Genomic DNA, 17366 nt, shown 5'->3' with positions numbered 1-17366 from the left:
GGGGTCTGATTTAGGTACTAGTCCCCGTACTTTTTTGTAGTAGCTCCTTTCTATTGGCTACGTTTAGCTTGCTATAAATATTGGTGATATGGGTTTTTACAGTACTTAAACTTATAAAAAGCTCATTGGCAATTTCTTTGTTACTTTTTCCCTGAAGAATGAGATTGCGGATGGTTCGCTCTTGTTTGCTCAGGTCCGAAACCAGAAGTGTATATCGTTTTCTTCTTATTTTCAATGCTACCAAACTTAAAACTAGGGTCAAGAAAAATAACCCTACATTCAACCATTTGCTTTGCGCTAGCTTTCGTTCCAAGTCTACATTGGTCAAATAAGCCAGTTTTCGCTCTAAAAATGCATAGGTAGATGGATTCAATTCACTGGACTGTAATTCTGAAAGCAAGTTTAAGTAATAAGCTTCATTTTCGGTAATGTCCTTTTCCAACAATTGTTTGCTCTCCAATTGTTTTATTCCAACCAATTTTACCAATAATATCTGCAAAGAATCTTTTACAAAACCTTTTCTAGGTTTTACCCTTTCATCCTGGGCCAAATATTGGAGAACCAGTTTTGACTCGAAGTCTTTTAATTTTTGCCATTCCCTGTCCGCTTGGTTGGTAGTGATATAATCACCAAAAATCTGTGTGCCTTTTTTAAATTCAATCCTATCTTTTTCGGATAACATGAAAGTGACATTCTTGATAATTGTGTCATTTACAATTTTTTGTATCCGTTCAACATGTAATCGGTATATCTTGTCGCTGTTTGAAAAATGTTTTTTATCAAACTTGAAGAAGCCATTTTTTTGAACATCTTCAATAGCAATGGTCTTTACTTTCGCATTATTTTCGATATCGGATAAATCCACCTGACTGAGATAAATTTTAAGCTTCCAAGAATCAGAATCATCAAAATTTACAAATCCGGAAACAGCCTGCTGTGCAGTAAGCTGCATTCCAAGGAAAACAAAGACTAGAACTACTACTTGTTTGAGCATCGGTAAAACTTACTGAATAAAATTACGGTATTTGCATGGTAGATGCAATTCCAATTTTATATCAAATATCATGTTATTGCCACCTCCAAATCGGTATTTTTGCAGTTCCGGCTAAACTGAATAAATGAAAAGGAACCCTTCCAAACTAGAACTATCTTCAGAAGACATGAAAACCTATGGTTATCAAGTTGTAGATGCCATTGTAGAACATTTTGATTCCCAAAAAAACAAGTTGCCCGTTGCTATGGGATCCAGGGAAGAAATGGATTCTCTTTTTCTTGAGGAAGCTCCGGAAAAGGGCACTTCCCCAGATAAGGTAATAGATTTTGTTCTTGAAAAGGTAATGACGAATAGTACGGATATGTCGCATCCAAAATCTTATTCTTTTGTTCCAGGTCCAAGCAACTATGTAAGTGTTATGGCCGATACATTGGCCACGGGATTCAATATTTTTTCCGGTGGATGGGTGGCATCACCTGCCGCGGCGGAACTTGAAATCATTACCATTCAATGGTTGCTAAAAATATTCGGTTTTCCCCAAAAAAAGGGTGGCGGAATTTTTACCAGTGGTGGATCTATGGCCAATTTAACAGCTATTACAACAGCTCGAAAGGTCAAATGTGGTGAAGATTTTTCCAAAGCCGTAATTTATCTTTCTGATCAGGCACATTCTTCCAACATTAAGGCCATTCAGGTTTTGGGATTTAAGAAAGAGCAAATTCGTATCATTCCAACCGACATTGAATTCAAGTTTGCCATTAATAAACTTAAAAACTGCATTGCCAAAGATCGGTTGGAAGGACTTCATCCTTTTTGCCTGATTGCCACATCTGGGACAACAAATACAGGTACGGTCGACCAACTATCAGATTTGGCCAAAATTTGCAAAAAAGAGGACATTTGGTTTCATATCGATGGTGCATACGGCGCAGCAGCCATTCTTTCACCAAAGGGAAAACAATTGATGAAGGGGATTGAAAAGGCAGATTCCCTGACCGTTGATCCACACAAATGGTTTTTTCAGCCTTATGAGATGGGGTGCCTTTTGGTAAGAAATCATAAGCATTTAAGCCACACCTTCACCGAAAAACCTGAATATTTAAGAGATATCGAAGGAAATACATCGGAAATCAACTTTTACGACCATGGAATTCAATTGACTAGAAGGTTTAGGGCGCTTAAATTTTATATGTCGATTAAAACCTTTGGCCTTCAGGAGTTTCGAAACGCCATTAGCTATAATATTGATTTAGCAGAGGAAGTGGAATCTATTTTACGGAAAAGCGGAAAATGGGAGGTTGTATTTCCTGCGACTCTGGCAGTGATCAATTTTAGGTACAATCCGATTGGGAAAAAATATTCTCAAAAGAAATTGGATGAAATCAATCAATACATTTCAGAAAAGGTCGTTTCCTCTAGAAAAGCACTTTTAGTTACCACTATTCTTCACAGCCAAATAGTTTTGCGCATGTGCCTCATTAACCCAAGAACAACTTTGGATGATGTAAAGGAGACATTAGCACTTTGCGAAGGTTTTGCCCAAGATTATCCCGATAATTAAAACGTTGGTTATTTAGCAGAAAGACGCTTTCGATGCTCAAAAATGGTAATGAACATGCGTACACTGATATTTCTGGCCCTTTGTTTAGCCTTTTCGGCGTTGTCTCCTATGAAATTGGTATCAATAGTATCAATCCAATGCCTTAACCAAATTCCGAAATGCTCGTTGGTAATGGTTTGGTCCACTTTTTCATCTACCTCGGCATGAACCACTAGTGGATTGCCCTTATATTTTTGAACAAAAAACAGATTGGTTTCCCAAAAGTTGGTCAACTTTTCAATATGCTCCGGCCAATCTTCTATGATTTCGTTAAAAAAATGACCTATTTCTTCATCTTTTCTGACCTTTTCATAGAATTTGGTCACCAAAAATTTCACGTCTTCCCGTGTTTCGATATTCTTTCTAGACATACTATAGCAAATTTAGGATTAATACCACAGTACTGAGCACTATACTAATAATAAACAAGTTAAAAACCACTTTTGGTCTTGCCAGAGCCCACTTGGCAGAAATATCGCGCCTGAGTATCAACAGCAAAGAGTACTTCTCTTTTTTACGAGATGTGTTTCTGAAGCTCCGTACTTTTTCAACAATGCTTCCGAAATCATGATCTTTCTTCAAATTCCACACAATCCAATCGGATATCGGAGTGTTTCAATTGTTTTTCCAATAGATTACAGTAGTGGTTATCAGCCGATTTTGCATAGAACTTGCAGGCAAAACATGTGCGTTGCACGGTCAATACCCCAATTTGATTCAGTTGATAAATCAATTTGCTCAAGGTTTTGAATAGATTTTCTTTTTCAGCAGATTCAACAAACTCCAATTGTTCTACCAGAGGATTGGCAAAATGCTCGGTCTCGGTTACCATTTTTTTGCCTTCGCCAGAAAGAAGAAGCGAATAACTTCGATTATCGCTTGAAGAATGGTCTTTGACCACTAACTCTTTTTTCACCAAAACACGTATGGCATCACTGATAGTAGGTTTGGTCACATTGAATTCTTGGGCCAAAAAACTCACATTGTTGAATTCGCTTTTATGATAAGCTACAAAAATCAAGATTTGAATCTGGATGGGGCTTAACCCCAATTGTTTTGCTTTTTCCCATAAAAGGGCTTTGAACGCTTGTGAAATACGTTCCAATCCAGCAATTATTTTGCTCGAAAGATCATCTTGCTGCTGTTTTGGGTCAAAAACGCTTCTTTTATCCATAGTGAACAATGCCTGCCGAGAGTCTCGACAGGCAAAGTTAGTTATCCTAATTAAATTAGGAACAATTTTCCATTTCAATGATGTAATATCCTTCCGCTTTAATGTTTTCTACCACATTGGCAGGAGCTGATTGCATATGACAGAATCGGCATTCATTCGAAGCCAATTTTCCAGTCTGAAAAGGTTTGGACCGTAAATATTCTCTTCCATGCTCAAAAATAACATCAGTATCCGTCGTGGACGATGGAACCAGAATGTCAAAATGCATCACTTTACCATCTTCCCTAGGCACATATGTGTCCCAAACCGAAACTTCCATTACTTCACGGTATAGGGTAAGGACAAGTCGCCACTTGCCACGCTAAAAACTTCATACACTCCAAGCATCGGCTTATCTTCTATACTTGTATTCACCTTCATAAAAGCAGCAACTCCATCATATTTAAAATCGATTTTGTTGTTGATTCTATAATTGGGCACAACAACTTTTATGCTATTGCTTTTAGTTGTTACAGGATACCCAGGAGAATCCATATACATTGGCATACCAGGGTTTGTTGGCGGTAACACAATTGTTTCATCGGCTTTTTTGAACTGTTTTACCGAAAGTCCACCTGCTACCCGTTTGTCTTCAGAAAGTATAACCCAATGGGGATGCCATATTATTCCGTCGTTGTCAAAAATTGAATCACTGTTCTCGTCCCATAACGGGGTGTCATCAAAATCGGGATGTGAGGTCAGGGCCAAAGCCACAATACCTTCTGTTGCGTTAAAACCAACATCGGTGGGTTTTAGACTAGTTGGAAAAACATAACCCAAAACGGGTGCTCCATCCAACTGTCCAGCTGGTACTGGAACCGTAGAGCCAGCTTGACCATTTACAGTAATCTCCCAAACCAACACTCCCAAGTCAGCTTTGTTGCTAACTTCAACTGTTTTAATTTGAAAATCCGCATTGTCGTATGGGCCTTTCTGGGCGCAAGAAGTAAACAGACCACAGCCCAACAACAAGCTTAGCATAAATAAATTTTTGTTTTTCATTTTGAATAAATTTTATTAGGATTCCTAACTTTAAAGAATAAAAATTAATTCTTTAAATCTTCAATAGACGCACCATAATTAATATGTAATACGTTACCATTGGGAGTTACCAAAGCAGGAACTGATTGAACACCTCTCCCCTCAGCTTCACTTATACTTTCTTTGTTTTGACCTATATTTATAATGGATACATTTTCAGAACCAAGAAGATTTACCAAATCTTGTTCTGCACTTACACATACAGGACAACCTGCATGATAAAAAATTGATTTACTCATTTCTTTAAATTTTTGAGTTTTTGCAATATTGCTTTACAAATATAGTAAGGATTCCTAATTAAATAAAATATTTATCAAATCAAGTTCTTTTTGAACTTTAGGATCAGTACAATTAATCAAAATGGAAACCACAATTTTCTTGTTTGGATACACATAAAAATTGGAATATGCCCCAACACTGTTACCAACATGTCCAACAAAATTTTTACCATTGGCATCTTGGCTCACCTGAAAGCCCAAGCCATAGTAAGTTGGATTCCCGCTAACATTTTGTGACGTAAGAACAGCCTTAAGAATTTTAGGTTCTATTACATTGTTGTCCAATATTGCGTTACCCAATTTGGCAATATCACTACTTGTAGATAAATAACCACCTCCTGCCATCTTGTAATGATTGTTTATGGATGTGGCCTTTTTAAAACCAGTTGTTGATGTGGTGTAACTTTCAGCAAGGTTATCCACACCATTCAAATTGGCCTTATTTGAATCAGGAGGAAAAGTATTGTTCATACCTAAAGGATCCAGAATTTTTTCCTTGACATAGTCTTCAAAAGGGATTCCGGCAGCTTCTTGCATTGCTAGGGAAAGTAACACAAAATCGAAGCTATTGTACAAATAGCCTTTTCCTGGCTCAAAAACCAAAGGGTCATTCTTAAAAACCTCAATACTATCTTTTATGGAGAAAGGGCGGTTCAGAGCAAATTCTTTTCCTCTATACCCACGGATTCCAGCTGTATGTCCTGCTAATTGTCGAAGTGTAAAATCATAGTTCTTTTTCGGATAATATGGCACGTATTTATAGAATGAAGTATCCAGATCTATCAACCCCTCCTCTATCATTTTGGCCAAAGCCATTCCTGTAATACATTTTGAAATACTGGCTATCCGAATTATGGTGTTTTGGGGATCTACAGGGATTCTTTTTTCCAGATTGGCATAGCCATACCCTTTTTCAAGCATGGTCTTACCTTCATTCAAAATGGTAACGGCCATTCCGGGCACTTTCCCTGCTGCCCATAAATTATGGAACATGGTATCAGCCTTTTTTATTCCCTGCAGACCTTCCAAAGATTTAACCTGATAGGAGTCTAAAAGATTCCTAAAATATGTGAAGAGTGATTTCAAATGTGTAGATTTCCTTGAATCGAATTTAATGAGAAATCAAAGACTCTGTTTAATTACGGTTTTTAACTTTCGATTAATTCCTAAAAATTAGCCGCCCATTAAATAGTTCCTCTACCTCAACAGTCGGTGGGCGGTTGACACTAATGACATCTCCTGTACCTCTTATTATTCCCGAAATTCTCAGTTGGGGATTCACCAATATATCATTGGACCCACGATGGTTCAAACTCACATTCTGTGTGATTAACCTCTCTGCTTCAATACGAGAATCACCTGCAGCCAAAGTGATATTAATATTATCGGTTGTTCCCTGCAACTTAAAAAAGGCTATTCCATTGACAACAATTCCGATATTTTGAGCATTTACATTCAAATCAAAAGAACCATCTGTGGTTTCCGACTCCGGATTATTGAAACTTTCAGAAATCAAGCTAAGATTCGGGTAATTCAGAATCCCATCACTGGACACCAACAATCCAGTACTGCTGCGAATTTGGGTAATATTGGGTGAAGTCACATAAATAGTGGTCAAACCATAATCCCGAATAAAATTACAACCATTTTCGTTTCTTAAAATGAGTCGATTATCTTCTACCGATGCTGTAACATCATTTTGCAAAAACTCTCCAGTCTCAATTTCTACTTGCTGTTCGGTTCCTTGTCTTATGACCAAATTGATATTCTCGAAAACTGTAATGGTCGTGAAACTTGGAACTTCAACCGTTATCCTGACTAAATCACCGGCATTTTGGAAACAATCGGGAGTGTTTTCCCCATTACAGGCAATTAAAAGCAGGGCTAGATATGTGATTATTCCTTTCTTCATAATCGAACTCCTATTCCAAATTCAACTGTTTCCGCTTTGGCTCCGTGAGACTTTAAGGTGATGGCCCCAAAAACTTTATCCCCAAAATAGCGTTTCAATCCAATCCTATTGTACACCTTGCCTTCAAAATCAAACGGGTAATAGACATAATAACCCAATTGGGTCTCGACACTCATTTTATTGATGAACAACTCATGCCCAACAAACAATCCAATACGTTTAAAATCGGTATCTGCATCCACATTAAGTTCAGGAAAAGCAATAGATTGAAAACGAATTAATTCCTTCAAAAAATTGGAAAAAAACACATCTGTTCCGAATTGAATTGCACTTATTCTTCCCAAACGTTTGTCGGCATAAGCTGAAAGTATCCAAAATCCATATCGCCCTGAATTGATCACATCACTTTCGTTTACTCCTGTTCTTAAGGCTAGATTATAACGAATTGGTTCTGAGATTTTTTCTTTGGATTCCCGAGTTATAAATTCAAAATCATCCCCTCCATCCAAATCATAGGTCAAACCTACATTTAATGCCATGCTATTTGTGGATGTATTAGGTGCTTTAAAGTTGGCATTGGAGTAATGAATCAACGAAAGTCCCGCTTTCAACCCTAGTTTTGAGAATAAATTTTCTTTATGATAATTAATCATTACCAAAGTTGACGCCAACAGATGAGAGCCGTAGGCATTGTTACGGAAATTGGTATTCTTGTCGTATGGATTTGTATTATAGGCCACTCCTTGACCCACACGAAACTGTAAATTCCGCCTAAGAAAATAGAAGTTATAATGGGCATATAACCCATAATTTTCGCCCAAGGTGAAATTGTTCATATTCTGATAAACAAAAGAAAAACCAGTGTCTGGATATCCATAAAGTGATTCCCATTCATTGTTACCGAACCTTTTACGGTTAAATCCAAGGATTAGACCACCGGGATGGTTGGTTATCAGATGGGAAATGTCAGTGTTGTGGAGTAGTACCGAACCATAAAACTGGCTCACATCCAGCACGTATTTTTTAGGAATTTCCTTGTGCTGGGAAAATCCATAGGAGCTGCATAAAAAAAAACATAAATAAAGTAGGCGCTTCATGAGGCGCAAAAATAGACATATTTGGTTGATGTGGGAAAATGTTGGATGTTGGATGTTGGTAAAAATACCTCTTCAAAGAAGTTAGTCCAATTCGTGTCAAACCGTGAATATAAAAAAGTTGTTCCTTAAACTTTAACTAACCTAGAAAACCTCCTTGGCAATCGCTTTGATATTATCTGATTTCCCCATGGAATAGTAATGCAATACCGGAACACCAGCTTCTTTAAGCTCTTTGGATTGCTGGATGCACCACTCCACCCCCACCTGCCGTACCTCTTTGTTATTTTTACAGCCCTCAACAGCATCAATCAAATCTTCAGGAATGTCTACCCTAAATACTTGTGGCAATAACTGCAGATGCCTTTTTACGGCTATGGGCTTGATTCCGGGAATTATAGGCACATTTATCCCCATTTTTCGAGCTTCATCCACAAACTCAAAATACTTTTTATTATCGAAGAACATTTGAGTCACCACATAATCGGCTCCCAAATCCACCTTGTGTTTTAACCGCTTTAAATCGGATTTTAAGGAAGGGGCTTCCATATGTTTCTCGGGATAACCGGCCACACCCACGCAAAAATTGGCACAGTTATCCGTCTCTATGACCTCATGCAGATAGTTACCCTTGTTCAAATCATTGATTTGCTGTACCAAATCTGACGCAAATTGATGCCCGCCACTAGTAGCCAAAAAATATTTTTCTTCTTTCATGGCATCACCCCTTAGCGCCATCACATTGTCGATTCCTAAATAATGACAGTCTACCAAAAGATACTCGGTTTCTTCTTTGGTGAACCCTCCACACAACACATGGGGAACAGTATCAACATTGTATTTATGGGTAATGGAGGCACAAATACCAAGTGTTCCTGGACGCATTCGTGTCAATTTTTTGTCCAAAAGCCCATCACGATCTAAATAAACATACTCTTCCCTTGAAGTGGTGACATCAATAAATGGAGGCTTAAATTCCATTAAAGGGTCGATGTTGCCATAAAGTTCTTGGATACTTTTTCCTTTTACAGGGGGTATAATCTCAAAACTGAAGAGTGTTTCTCCTTTTGCTGCTTGTATGTGGTCGGTTACTTTCATTATTATTCATCTATACTATTGGGGGCAAGCCATTTTTGTGCTTTCTCCAATTCAATTTCTTTTCTTTTGGCAAAATCCTTTACTTGATCTTGCTTAATTTTTCCCAATCCGAAATATTTGGACTGCGGATGTCCAAAATAATATCCGCTAACACTAGCTGCCGGCCACATGGCCAAACCATCTGTTAGTTTGACCCCTATTTTTTCTTCTACACCCAATATTTCCCAAATGGTGAGTTTTTCTAAATGATCAGGACAGGCAGGATAACCAGGCGCAGGTCGTATTCCCTGATATTTTTCATCAATCAATTCCTTGTTCGAAAAACTTTCACTACAAGCATAACCCCAATGCTCCGTTCGTACTTCTCTGTGAAGGTATTCGGCGAAAGCTTCAGCAAGACGGTCCGCCAGTGCCTTTACCATGATAGCGGAGTAATCATCCAGTTTTTCTTCATATTCCTTGGCCAATTCTTGGGTTCCAAAGCCTGTGGTCACACAAAAACAGCCCATATAATCTTGTATTCCCGAAGTTTTCGGAGCAATAAAATCGGCCAAAGCGATATTCGGAACTCCTGCTCTTTTTTTTAATTGTTGGCGGAGAGTTCTGAAAATGGATTTCTCACCTTCGTTCGAAATGACTTCGATATCATCTTGGTTTTCCGAATTGGCAGGAAACAATCCAAAAACGGCCTTTGCTTTTAGTTGCTTTTCGTCCAAAATTTTCTTCAACATCTTCTGCGCATCCTCAAAAAGCTCTGTTGCCTGTTTTCCTACTACCTTATCCTTTAGGATGTTGGGATATTTTCCATGTAAATCCCAGCTTCTGAAAAATGGAGACCAATCAATGAAATCCAGCAGTTCTTTTAAATCAAAATCTTCCAATACTTGAATTCCGGTTTGCTTGGGTTTCGCTATGTCAGCAGGATTCCACTTGATTTGTAGTTTGTTATTTCTGGCCTCTTCGAGGGTCAAATATTCTTTCTGTTTGCTTCGGTTCAAGAATTTATCTCGAAAACTCTCATAATCCAGCTTGATGGATTTTTTATAGTTATCCGATGATTCTTTTTTCAATAGATCGCCAACAACTGTTACTGCGCGCGAGGCGTCGTTTACATGCACAACAGCTTGGCTGTATTGCGGGTCGATTTTAACCGCTGTATGGGCCTTGCTAGTAGTAGCTCCGCCTATCAACAACGGTACAGCGAACTGCTGGCGCTCCATTTCTTTAGCTAAAAAGACCATTTCATCCAATGAAGGGGTGATCAAACCACTCAAACCAATAATATCGACCTGTTCTTCTTTGGCTTTATTGATGATTTTTTCCGGTGGGACCATCACACCCATATCCACAATTTCATAATTGTTACAGGCCAAAACCACACTGACTATATTTTTTCCAATATCGTGAACGTCTCCCTTTACCGTCGCCATTAAAATTTTACCTGCAGCTGATGTGGTTGCATCTTTAGATGCTTCTATAAATGGGGTAAGATGTGCAACAGCTTTCTTCATCACCCTTGCAGATTTCACCACTTGGGGAAGGAACATTTTTCCGCTACCGAATAAATCGCCAACTACGTTCATTCCGGTCATTAGATTGCCTTCAATCACTTCCAATGGTCGGGAAGCAGCCAATCTTGCCTCTTCAACATCTTCAACTATATATTGATCGATTCCTTTGACCAAGGCACGTGTGATTCTGTCCTGCAATGGCTCTTCCCGCCATGATAAATCCACCTTGCTCTCCTTGGCTTTCCCTACTACAGTCTCCGCGAATTCCAACAAACGTTCTGTAGCATCATCCCTTCTATTCAATATCACATCTTCGACATGCTCTAAAAGGTCTTTGGGGATATCATCATAAATCTCCAGCAAAGCTGGGTTCACAATACCCATATTCATTCCAGCTTTGATAGCATGATATAAGAAGACGGAATGCATGGCTTCCCGTACAGGATTGTTTCCCCTAAAAGAGAAAGACACATTACTGACCCCTCCACTCACGCTGCAATGCGGTAAGTTTTCACGCACCCATTTGGTTCCCTGGATAAAATCAAGGGCATTGAGTTTATGCTCGTCCATTCCTGTTGCCACAGGAAAGATATTAAGGTCGAAAATGATGTCTTCTGGTGCAAAATTCACCTCATCAACCAAAATATGGTACGAACGTTCGGCGATTTCAATTCGTCGCTCATAAGTATCTGCTTGGCCAACCTCGTCAAAGGCCATAACGATAACAGCAGCCCCATATCGTTTAATCAATTTGGCCTGCTGGATAAACTGCTCTTTTCCTTCTTTTAAGCTGATGGAATTCACCACACATTTTCCTTGAACCACCTGCAGCCCTGCTTCTATTATTTCCCATTTAGAACTGTCGATCATAATAGGAACACGGGCAATATCAGGTTCGGCGACAATGAGATTCAGAAACCTAACCATAGCCTCTTTTCCGTCAATAAGGCCATCATCCATGTTAATGTCTATGATCTGCGCTCCTCCTTCTACCTGGTGTCGGGCAACATCCAAAGCTTCATCAAATTTTTCTTCTTTGATTAGACGAAGAAACTTTTTAGATCCGGCCACATTGGTCCGCTCCCCTACATTGATGAAATTACTTTCCGGGGTTATGACCAAAGGCTCAAGGCCTGACAAACGCAATGGACGTTTATGGTTAACGGTTGATGATTGATGGTTATCTGTCTGCTTCATATGAATCCTTGTCATTAACTAAAAACTATGAACTGTCAACTTACGCGGAGCGTATTCTTTAACCAAATCGGCAATGGCCTTAATATGTTCTGGGGTTGTACCGCAACATCCACCAACAATATTTACCAATTCTTTTTCCACATATTCCTGTATTTGGGAGGCCATTTCTTCTGGAGATTCGTCATATTCCCCAAAGGCATTGGGCAAACCAGCATTGGGGTGTGCAGAAACACCATAATCCGTTTTGGCTGAAACTACTTCCAAATGCGGAACTAGTTGTTTTGCGCCTAAAGCACAATTAAAACCGACCGAAAGAATGGGGATATGGGAAATGGAAATCAAAAATGCTTCTGCGGTCTGACCTGAAAGTGTCCTGCCTGATGCATCGGTAATGGTGCCACTCACCATAATGGGAACTTCAATATTTCGCTCATCTTTTACCTCTTCAATGGCAAATAATGCAGCCTTTGCATTTAAAGTATCAAAAATAGTCTCCACTAAAAGGATATCGGAGCCCCCATCCAATAAAGCTTCCACCTGCTCTTTGTAAGCCTCTCTAAGTTCATCAAACGAGACAGCCCTAAATCCAGGGTCATTGACATCTGGAGACATACTGGCCGTTTTATTGGTCGGACCAATACTTCCAGCTACAAATCGAGGTTTATTAGGTTCTTTGGCGGTAAATTCGTTTGCTACTTCTTTTGCTATTCGGGCAGATTCATAATTGAGTTCGTATACCAATTCTTCCATATGGTAATCTGCCATGGCGATGGTAGTTCCTGAAAAGGTATTGGTTTCAACAATATCTGCTCCGGCGGCAAAATATTTTCTATGGACTTCGGCGATTGCTTCCGGCTGGGTCAAGGACAATAAATCATTGTTTCCCTTCAAAGGGTGTTCCCAATCCTTAAAGCGTTCCCCTCTAAAATCCTCTTCTTCGAATTTATGGCGTTGCAGCATGGTGCCCATAGCTCCGTCCAACACCAAAATTCGTTCTTGTAATATTTCTTCGATATTCTTCATAACACAACTACCCTTTTAAAGGGTTATATATGGTATCAAGAAAAATGTAGGAATATGATGTAAAATCTTCCTGCGTTATCCTTCCCTGACATGAACGGTTTTTTCCTCCATGAGGTCCTGAAACTAGTTCAGAACAGGGTAGAATTTAGCACCTTCTTTATAAGTAAAGGGTTGCTAAGGTTTCACAGGGTCCAATCCCTCCACCTTTCTTGATAACAATTTCAATCTTTTAATGAACTGGGGACAAAATAACCACACTTTATAATCAAAAGCAACTTTAATATCCCTTTTTTCTACGTTAAAACCTTCCAAAGTGGAACAATGGAAGGTTTGACTAACTCAAATAACCTAAAAAAACTTTTAGACTATACTTTGTACCACTTCTTTTTTAGCTTCTTTTTTAGAGCCATCAAAACCTTCTACGCCTCCTACAGTGGTATATTTCATCACAAATCGTTTGTCGGGATTGATAATTTGGTAAGCATATTGGCACATCACCGCAGCTTCATGGAATCCTGACAAAATCAATTTTAATTTTCCTTCATAGGTATTTACATCGCCAATGGCAAAAACTCCAGGTATGTTGGTCTGATAGTCTTTTGCATTATTTACTTTGATGGCATTTTTCTGAATTTCCAAGCCCCAGTTTCCAATTGGACCCAGTTTTGGTGAAAGTCCAAAAAGTGGAATAAAATGGTCTGTTTCCACATAGGTTTGTCCTTTAGCTTCGTCATTGTGCTTGACAACCACAGCTTTTAACTCACTTTCTCCATGTACTTCTTTTACCTCTGCTTCTGTAAACAATTGGATTTTACCCAATTTGGCCAACTCTGAAGCTTTTTCAACAGAATCCAAAGCTCCTCTAAATTCGTTTCTACGGTGTACAAGGGAAACTTCGGAGGCTACATCAGCCAAAAATATGGCCCAATCCAATGCCGAGTCGCCCCCTCCGGCAATAACCACTTTTTTGTTTCTGAACACTTCCGGGTCTTTGATGATATACGAAACCCCTTTGTCCTCATAATCCGCTATGTTGGGAATTATAGGTTTTCTGGGTTCAAATGAGCCCAATCCGCCGGCAATTACAACAACCGAAGCATGGTGCCTAGTGCCTTTATTTGTAGTAACGATAAAAGAACCGTCTTCCTGTTTGTCTAAAGTCTCAGCACGTTCACCTAAGGTGAATCCAGGTTCAAAAGGCTTAATTTGTTCCATTAATTTATCCACTAAATCTCCCGCCAAAATCTCTGGATAAGCTGGAATATCGTAAATAGGTTTCTTTGGATAAATCTCTGAGCATTGACCACCTGGTTGGGCAAGTGCATCAATCAAATGCGTTTTCAGCTTTAACAAGCCAGCTTCAAAAACGGTGAACAGTCCTGTAGGTCCTGCTCCAATTATTAGTATATCTGTTTTGATCATAATCTTAATTTAATGGTCTTGACTGCTCCATAGCTAACACTTCGACAAGCTCAGTGCGACAATGGTGACAACTCGACTTGATATTTAAACTTTTTCGAACAATTTTATTCCCTCTCTTGTATGGTTCTTTTGAATCTCTATTATTTTTTGTCGATGGTTAACAACTTCGCCAATCACAATGATAGCCGGATTTGACAGCTGTTGTTTTTTTGCCTTTTCCACGATTGTGGAAATAGTGCCAATTCCTACTTTTTCATCTTCCGTTGTACCATTTTGAATGATGGCAACAGGTAGATTGGATTTTCCTTCTTTTTTAAAAAGCTCTGCTATTTCCACCAATTTTGACATACCCATCAAAATCACAACAGTTGCGTTAGATTTTGCTGCCAAAGCAACATCTGCAGATAGTTTATGTTCTTTTGTGGTGCCTGTAATCACCCAAAAACTCTCCGTTGCACCTCTTTTGGTGACTGGAATATTTTGGGACGCAGGTACGGCAACAGCAGATGAAATTCCAGGAACGACCTCAACTTCCAACCCATTTTCAGCAGCGTATTCCATTTCTTCAGCTCCTCTTCCAAAAACAAACGGGTCACCTCCTTTTAAACGTACCACATGCTTGTTTAAACCCGCACGTTGCACAATCAACTCATTGATTTGATCTTGTTGAAAGGCGTAGCATCCTTTACGTTTACCCACAAAAATATGCTCAGCATTTGGGGCATAATTCAACAATTCAGCATCCACCAAGGCATCATACAGTACAACATTGGCATGCTGTAATGCTTTGATGCCCTTTAAGGTTATCAAATCTACATCCCCGGGGCCTGCCCCTACCACTGTTAATTTTCCGTTATACATGTGCCAATTCCAATTTTCTATAAGCTTCCAATCTATCCAAGATTATTTTTGCATCTTCCATATAGGCTTGTGCAAATTCTTTCGAAGGTTTGTTCTTATTCAATTGAAGTGTCAATTCTTCAAAACTTCCCGTGAAATCAATCTTTCCGGACTCAACATACAATCTGTCAAAATCCCTAATGATTCCAGAATGGGTATTTACTTTAACTTTTTCAGATGTTAAAAGTGCCTTTGCAGAGTTGACAATGGATTGATAGGAGTAGTAAATACTTGCCGCCCATTTTTCTTCGTCCAATGCTTCTTCTGCCTTTTCAATCTTTTCCTGACTTTCAAAAAATAGGGTAGCGACCAAATCCACAATTACCCCAGCGCATTCTCCAATTCCAATCTCCTTTTTATATTTTACTTCGGTACCCCAATCAATAAAGTCGTCTTGGGTAAGGTTTTCAATATCGGAAAGTGGTTTAAGAAACTCATAGAAATAATGTTCTCCTTTTTCCCAATAGTAATCCGCAAAGGAAGCCCCATTGCCATTTGCATTAAAATCATCCAGAATCAATCGGAGGGCTTGGGGGCCTCTCTTACTAGGAATTTTTACCACTTTATCGGCAAAACGTGCTTTACCATTTCCAAAGTTTCCACCGCCCAACAACACTTGAAGTGCCGGAGCCACCAATTTATCCTTGGTACGGATGGACATTCCCTGGAATCCGATGTTTGCCATATTATGTTGTCCACAAGCGTTCATACAACCGCTTATTTTAATAACCACATCTGGATTGTTGATGTATTGTGGATATTCTACCTTGATCATACGTTCCAATTCCTCGGCGATTCCCGTACTACTGGAAATTCCAAGGTTACAGGTATCGGTTCCCGGACATGCGGTAATATCCAATGCCTTGTTGTATCCAGCTTCAACAAATCCTAATTTTTTGAGTTCTGAATAGAAAAATGGAACCAATTCCTCTTTTACATATGGAATCAGGATATTTTGACGAAGCGACAAACGAATTTCTCCTGCGGCATATTCTTGGACCAATTTGGCCAATTCCCTAGCCTTATCGGTATAAAAATCCCCCAATAACACCTTGATTCCGATGGCTACATAACCTTTTTGTTTTTGTGAAACCAAGTTCGTGGATTTCCATTGTTGAAATTCCTCATTCTCCTCAATTTGAATTGATGGTGCTTCAGCATTGGCAATCACAGGTTGTGGATAGCTTTCAAAATCTATGGGATAGGTTTTAATTGGAATGGCCAATTGTTCTTCTTCCAACAACACTTTGAATCCTTCAAGACCAATATCCTTCAGCAAGAATTTCATCCGCGCTTTTGCACGGCTCCTACGTTCTCCGTATCTGTCAAAAACACGGATTACACCTTCCATTAATGGAACAATTTTGTCTGTCGGTAAAAAACTGTAGAGTTCATCGGCATGACGGGGTTGTGAACCCAAACCACCGGCCAACATCACTTTAAATCCTCTTTCTCCATTTTTGATTTTTGCGATAAAACCAAGATCATGCATATAGGAAAGTCCTGTGTCGGCATCGCTAGACGAGAAGGAAACTTTAAATTTTCTACCCATTTCCTGCCCGATAGGATTCCGAAGAAAGTATTGGAAAACAGCATGGGCATAGGGAGAGACATCAAAAGGTTCGTCAATATCGATTCCGGCTGTTTCACTAGCGGTTACATTTCGAACGGTATTTCCGCAGGCTTCGCGAAGCGTAACATCATCCTTTTCCAGTTCGGCCCAAAGTTCTGGGGTACGGTCAAGGTCCACATAGTGGATTTGAATATCTTGACGGGTGGTAATGTGCAATCTGCCTCTTGAATATTCGTCAGAAACATCGCAAATGCGAAGCAATTGGTTGGAGGTTACTTTACCATATGGTAACTTAATACGTACCATTTGAACTCCTTGTTGACGTTGTCCGTAGACTCCACGAGCTAGACGTAGGCTTCTGAATTTTTCTTCGTCCAATTCGCCACCTTTGAATTGGCGAATTTTTCTTTCCAATTCTATAATGTCCTTTTCAACAATTGGGCTCTCTATTTCTGTTCTAAAGCTTCTCATTATTCTATTTTTCCTATCTGGTTAATAGATTTTATTCAC

The 17366-nt window shown here is 39.2% G+C and carries 16 protein-coding genes and 1 riboswitch; of the genes, 1 reads left to right on the top strand and 15 read right to left on the bottom strand.

Annotated features, from left to right (window positions below):
• Window positions 1-10 precede the first annotated feature (10 nt).
• Window positions 11-994, bottom strand: coding sequence for a LuxR C-terminal-related transcriptional regulator (locus IAG46_RS17785; protein WP_305069279.1), 984 nt, complete (start codon window positions 992-994; stop codon window positions 11-13).
• Between the two features lie 124 nt (window positions 995-1118).
• Between IAG46_RS17785 and IAG46_RS15280 the strand changes: the two genes are divergently transcribed.
• Window positions 1119-2555, top strand: a complete 1437-nt coding sequence (locus IAG46_RS15280) for an aminotransferase class V-fold PLP-dependent enzyme (RefSeq protein ID WP_190811254.1) — start codon at window positions 1119-1121, stop codon at window positions 2553-2555.
• Window positions 2556-2563: 8 nt separating this feature from the next.
• Here the strand turns inward: IAG46_RS15280 and IAG46_RS15275 are convergent, their stop codons facing one another.
• From IAG46_RS15275 to IAG46_RS15210, 14 genes are all read right to left on the bottom strand, one after another.
• Entirely contained in the window at window positions 2564-2965 is a 402-nt protein-coding gene (locus IAG46_RS15275; protein WP_190811253.1) for a group III truncated hemoglobin, read from the bottom strand.
• 194 nt (window positions 2966-3159) lie between these two features.
• Window positions 3160-3768: a MarR family winged helix-turn-helix transcriptional regulator gene (locus tag IAG46_RS15270; RefSeq protein ID WP_190811252.1), complete on the bottom strand. Its 609-nt coding sequence runs from the start codon at window positions 3766-3768 to the stop codon at window positions 3160-3162.
• A gap of 55 nt (window positions 3769-3823) precedes the next feature.
• The gene (locus IAG46_RS15265; protein WP_190811251.1) at window positions 3824-4087 is read right to left on the bottom strand and encodes a DUF2024 family protein; all 264 of its coding nucleotides are present in this window, start codon (window positions 4085-4087) and stop codon (window positions 3824-3826) included.
• Window positions 4087-4809: a hypothetical protein gene (locus IAG46_RS15260; RefSeq protein WP_190811250.1), complete on the bottom strand. Its 723-nt coding sequence runs from the start codon at window positions 4807-4809 to the stop codon at window positions 4087-4089. The genes IAG46_RS15265 and IAG46_RS15260 overlap by 1 nt, the downstream gene beginning before the upstream one ends.
• Before the next feature lie 44 nt (window positions 4810-4853).
• Window positions 4854-5087, bottom strand: a complete 234-nt coding sequence (locus IAG46_RS15255; protein WP_190811249.1) for a thioredoxin family protein — start codon at window positions 5085-5087, stop codon at window positions 4854-4856.
• 54 nt (window positions 5088-5141) lie between these two features.
• Window positions 5142-6212, bottom strand: coding sequence for a serine hydrolase (locus tag IAG46_RS15250; protein WP_190811248.1), 1071 nt, complete (start codon window positions 6210-6212; stop codon window positions 5142-5144).
• A 73-nt stretch (window positions 6213-6285) separates the two neighbouring features.
• Complete coding sequence (locus tag IAG46_RS15245; protein WP_190811247.1) at window positions 6286-7038, bottom strand: head GIN domain-containing protein; 753 nt, start codon at window positions 7036-7038, stop codon at window positions 6286-6288.
• Window positions 7035-8135: an acyloxyacyl hydrolase gene (locus tag IAG46_RS15240; RefSeq protein WP_190811246.1), complete on the bottom strand. Its 1101-nt coding sequence runs from the start codon at window positions 8133-8135 to the stop codon at window positions 7035-7037. The genes IAG46_RS15245 and IAG46_RS15240 overlap by 4 nt, the downstream gene beginning before the upstream one ends.
• Before the next feature lie 141 nt (window positions 8136-8276).
• Complete coding sequence (gene metF, locus IAG46_RS15235; protein ID WP_190811245.1) at window positions 8277-9230, bottom strand: methylenetetrahydrofolate reductase [NAD(P)H]; 954 nt, start codon at window positions 9228-9230, stop codon at window positions 8277-8279.
• 2 nt (window positions 9231-9232) lie between these two features.
• Entirely contained in the window at window positions 9233-11938 is a 2706-nt protein-coding gene (gene metH / locus IAG46_RS15230) for a methionine synthase (RefSeq protein ID WP_190811244.1), read from the bottom strand.
• Between the two features lie 18 nt (window positions 11939-11956).
• Complete coding sequence (locus IAG46_RS15225; RefSeq protein WP_190811243.1) at window positions 11957-12961, bottom strand: homocysteine S-methyltransferase family protein; 1005 nt, start codon at window positions 12959-12961, stop codon at window positions 11957-11959.
• Window positions 12962-13033: 72 nt separating this feature from the next.
• Window positions 13034-13180: riboswitch (SAM riboswitch) on the bottom strand.
• A gap of 141 nt (window positions 13181-13321) precedes the next feature.
• The gene (locus IAG46_RS15220; protein ID WP_190811242.1) at window positions 13322-14383 is read right to left on the bottom strand and encodes an NAD(P)/FAD-dependent oxidoreductase; all 1062 of its coding nucleotides are present in this window, start codon (window positions 14381-14383) and stop codon (window positions 13322-13324) included.
• Window positions 14384-14467: 84 nt separating this feature from the next.
• Entirely contained in the window at window positions 14468-15244 is a 777-nt protein-coding gene (gene cobA, locus IAG46_RS15215) for a uroporphyrinogen-III C-methyltransferase (RefSeq protein ID WP_190811241.1), read from the bottom strand.
• Window positions 15237-17327, bottom strand: coding sequence for a HEPN domain-containing protein (locus IAG46_RS15210; RefSeq protein WP_190811240.1), 2091 nt, complete (start codon window positions 17325-17327; stop codon window positions 15237-15239). The genes cobA and IAG46_RS15210 overlap by 8 nt, the downstream gene beginning before the upstream one ends.
• Between the last annotated feature and the right edge of the window lie 39 nt (window positions 17328-17366).

This window comes from Flagellimonas sp. S3867, assembly GCF_014698935.1.
Classification (GTDB): domain Bacteria; phylum Bacteroidota; class Bacteroidia; order Flavobacteriales; family Flavobacteriaceae; genus Flagellimonas.
The sequence above is the reverse complement of the archived record's forward strand: the minus strand, read 5'-3'. Positions and strand labels throughout refer to the sequence as shown.

Excerpts from the sequence above, each read along its gene's own strand:
- IAG46_RS15255 (WP_190811249.1), bottom strand. The coding sequence starts at position 5,087 with ATGAGTAAATCAATTTTTTATCATGCAGGTTGTCCTGTATGTGTAAGT.
- cobA (WP_190811241.1), bottom strand. The coding sequence starts at position 15,244 with ATGTATAACGGAAAATTAACAGTGGTAGGGGCAGGCCCCGGGGATGTA.
- IAG46_RS15265 (WP_190811251.1), bottom strand. The coding sequence starts at position 4,087 with ATGGAAGTTTCGGTTTGGGACACATATGTGCCTAGGGAAGATGGTAAA.
- IAG46_RS15270 (WP_190811252.1), bottom strand. The coding sequence starts at position 3,768 with ATGGATAAAAGAAGCGTTTTTGACCCAAAACAGCAGCAAGATGATCTT.
- IAG46_RS15225 (WP_190811243.1), bottom strand. The coding sequence starts at position 12,961 with ATGAAGAATATCGAAGAAATATTACAAGAACGAATTTTGGTGTTGGAC.
- IAG46_RS15280 (WP_190811254.1), top strand. The coding sequence starts at position 1,119 with ATGAAAAGGAACCCTTCCAAACTAGAACTATCTTCAGAAGACATGAAA.
- IAG46_RS15245 (WP_190811247.1), bottom strand. The coding sequence starts at position 7,038 with ATGAAGAAAGGAATAATCACATATCTAGCCCTGCTTTTAATTGCCTGT.
- IAG46_RS17785 (WP_305069279.1), bottom strand. The coding sequence starts at position 994 with ATGCTCAAACAAGTAGTAGTTCTAGTCTTTGTTTTCCTTGGAATGCAG.
- IAG46_RS15260 (WP_190811250.1), bottom strand. The coding sequence starts at position 4,809 with ATGAAAAACAAAAATTTATTTATGCTAAGCTTGTTGTTGGGCTGTGGT.
- IAG46_RS15275 (WP_190811253.1), bottom strand. The coding sequence starts at position 2,965 with ATGTCTAGAAAGAATATCGAAACACGGGAAGACGTGAAATTTTTGGTG.
- metF (WP_190811245.1), bottom strand. The coding sequence starts at position 9,230 with ATGAAAGTAACCGACCACATACAAGCAGCAAAAGGAGAAACACTCTTC.
- metH (WP_190811244.1), bottom strand. The coding sequence starts at position 11,938 with ATGAAGCAGACAGATAACCATCAATCATCAACCGTTAACCATAAACGT.
- IAG46_RS15220 (WP_190811242.1), bottom strand. The coding sequence starts at position 14,383 with ATGATCAAAACAGATATACTAATAATTGGAGCAGGACCTACAGGACTG.
- IAG46_RS15210 (WP_190811240.1), bottom strand. The coding sequence starts at position 17,327 with ATGAGAAGCTTTAGAACAGAAATAGAGAGCCCAATTGTTGAAAAGGAC.
- IAG46_RS15240 (WP_190811246.1), bottom strand. The coding sequence starts at position 8,135 with ATGAAGCGCCTACTTTATTTATGTTTTTTTTTATGCAGCTCCTATGGA.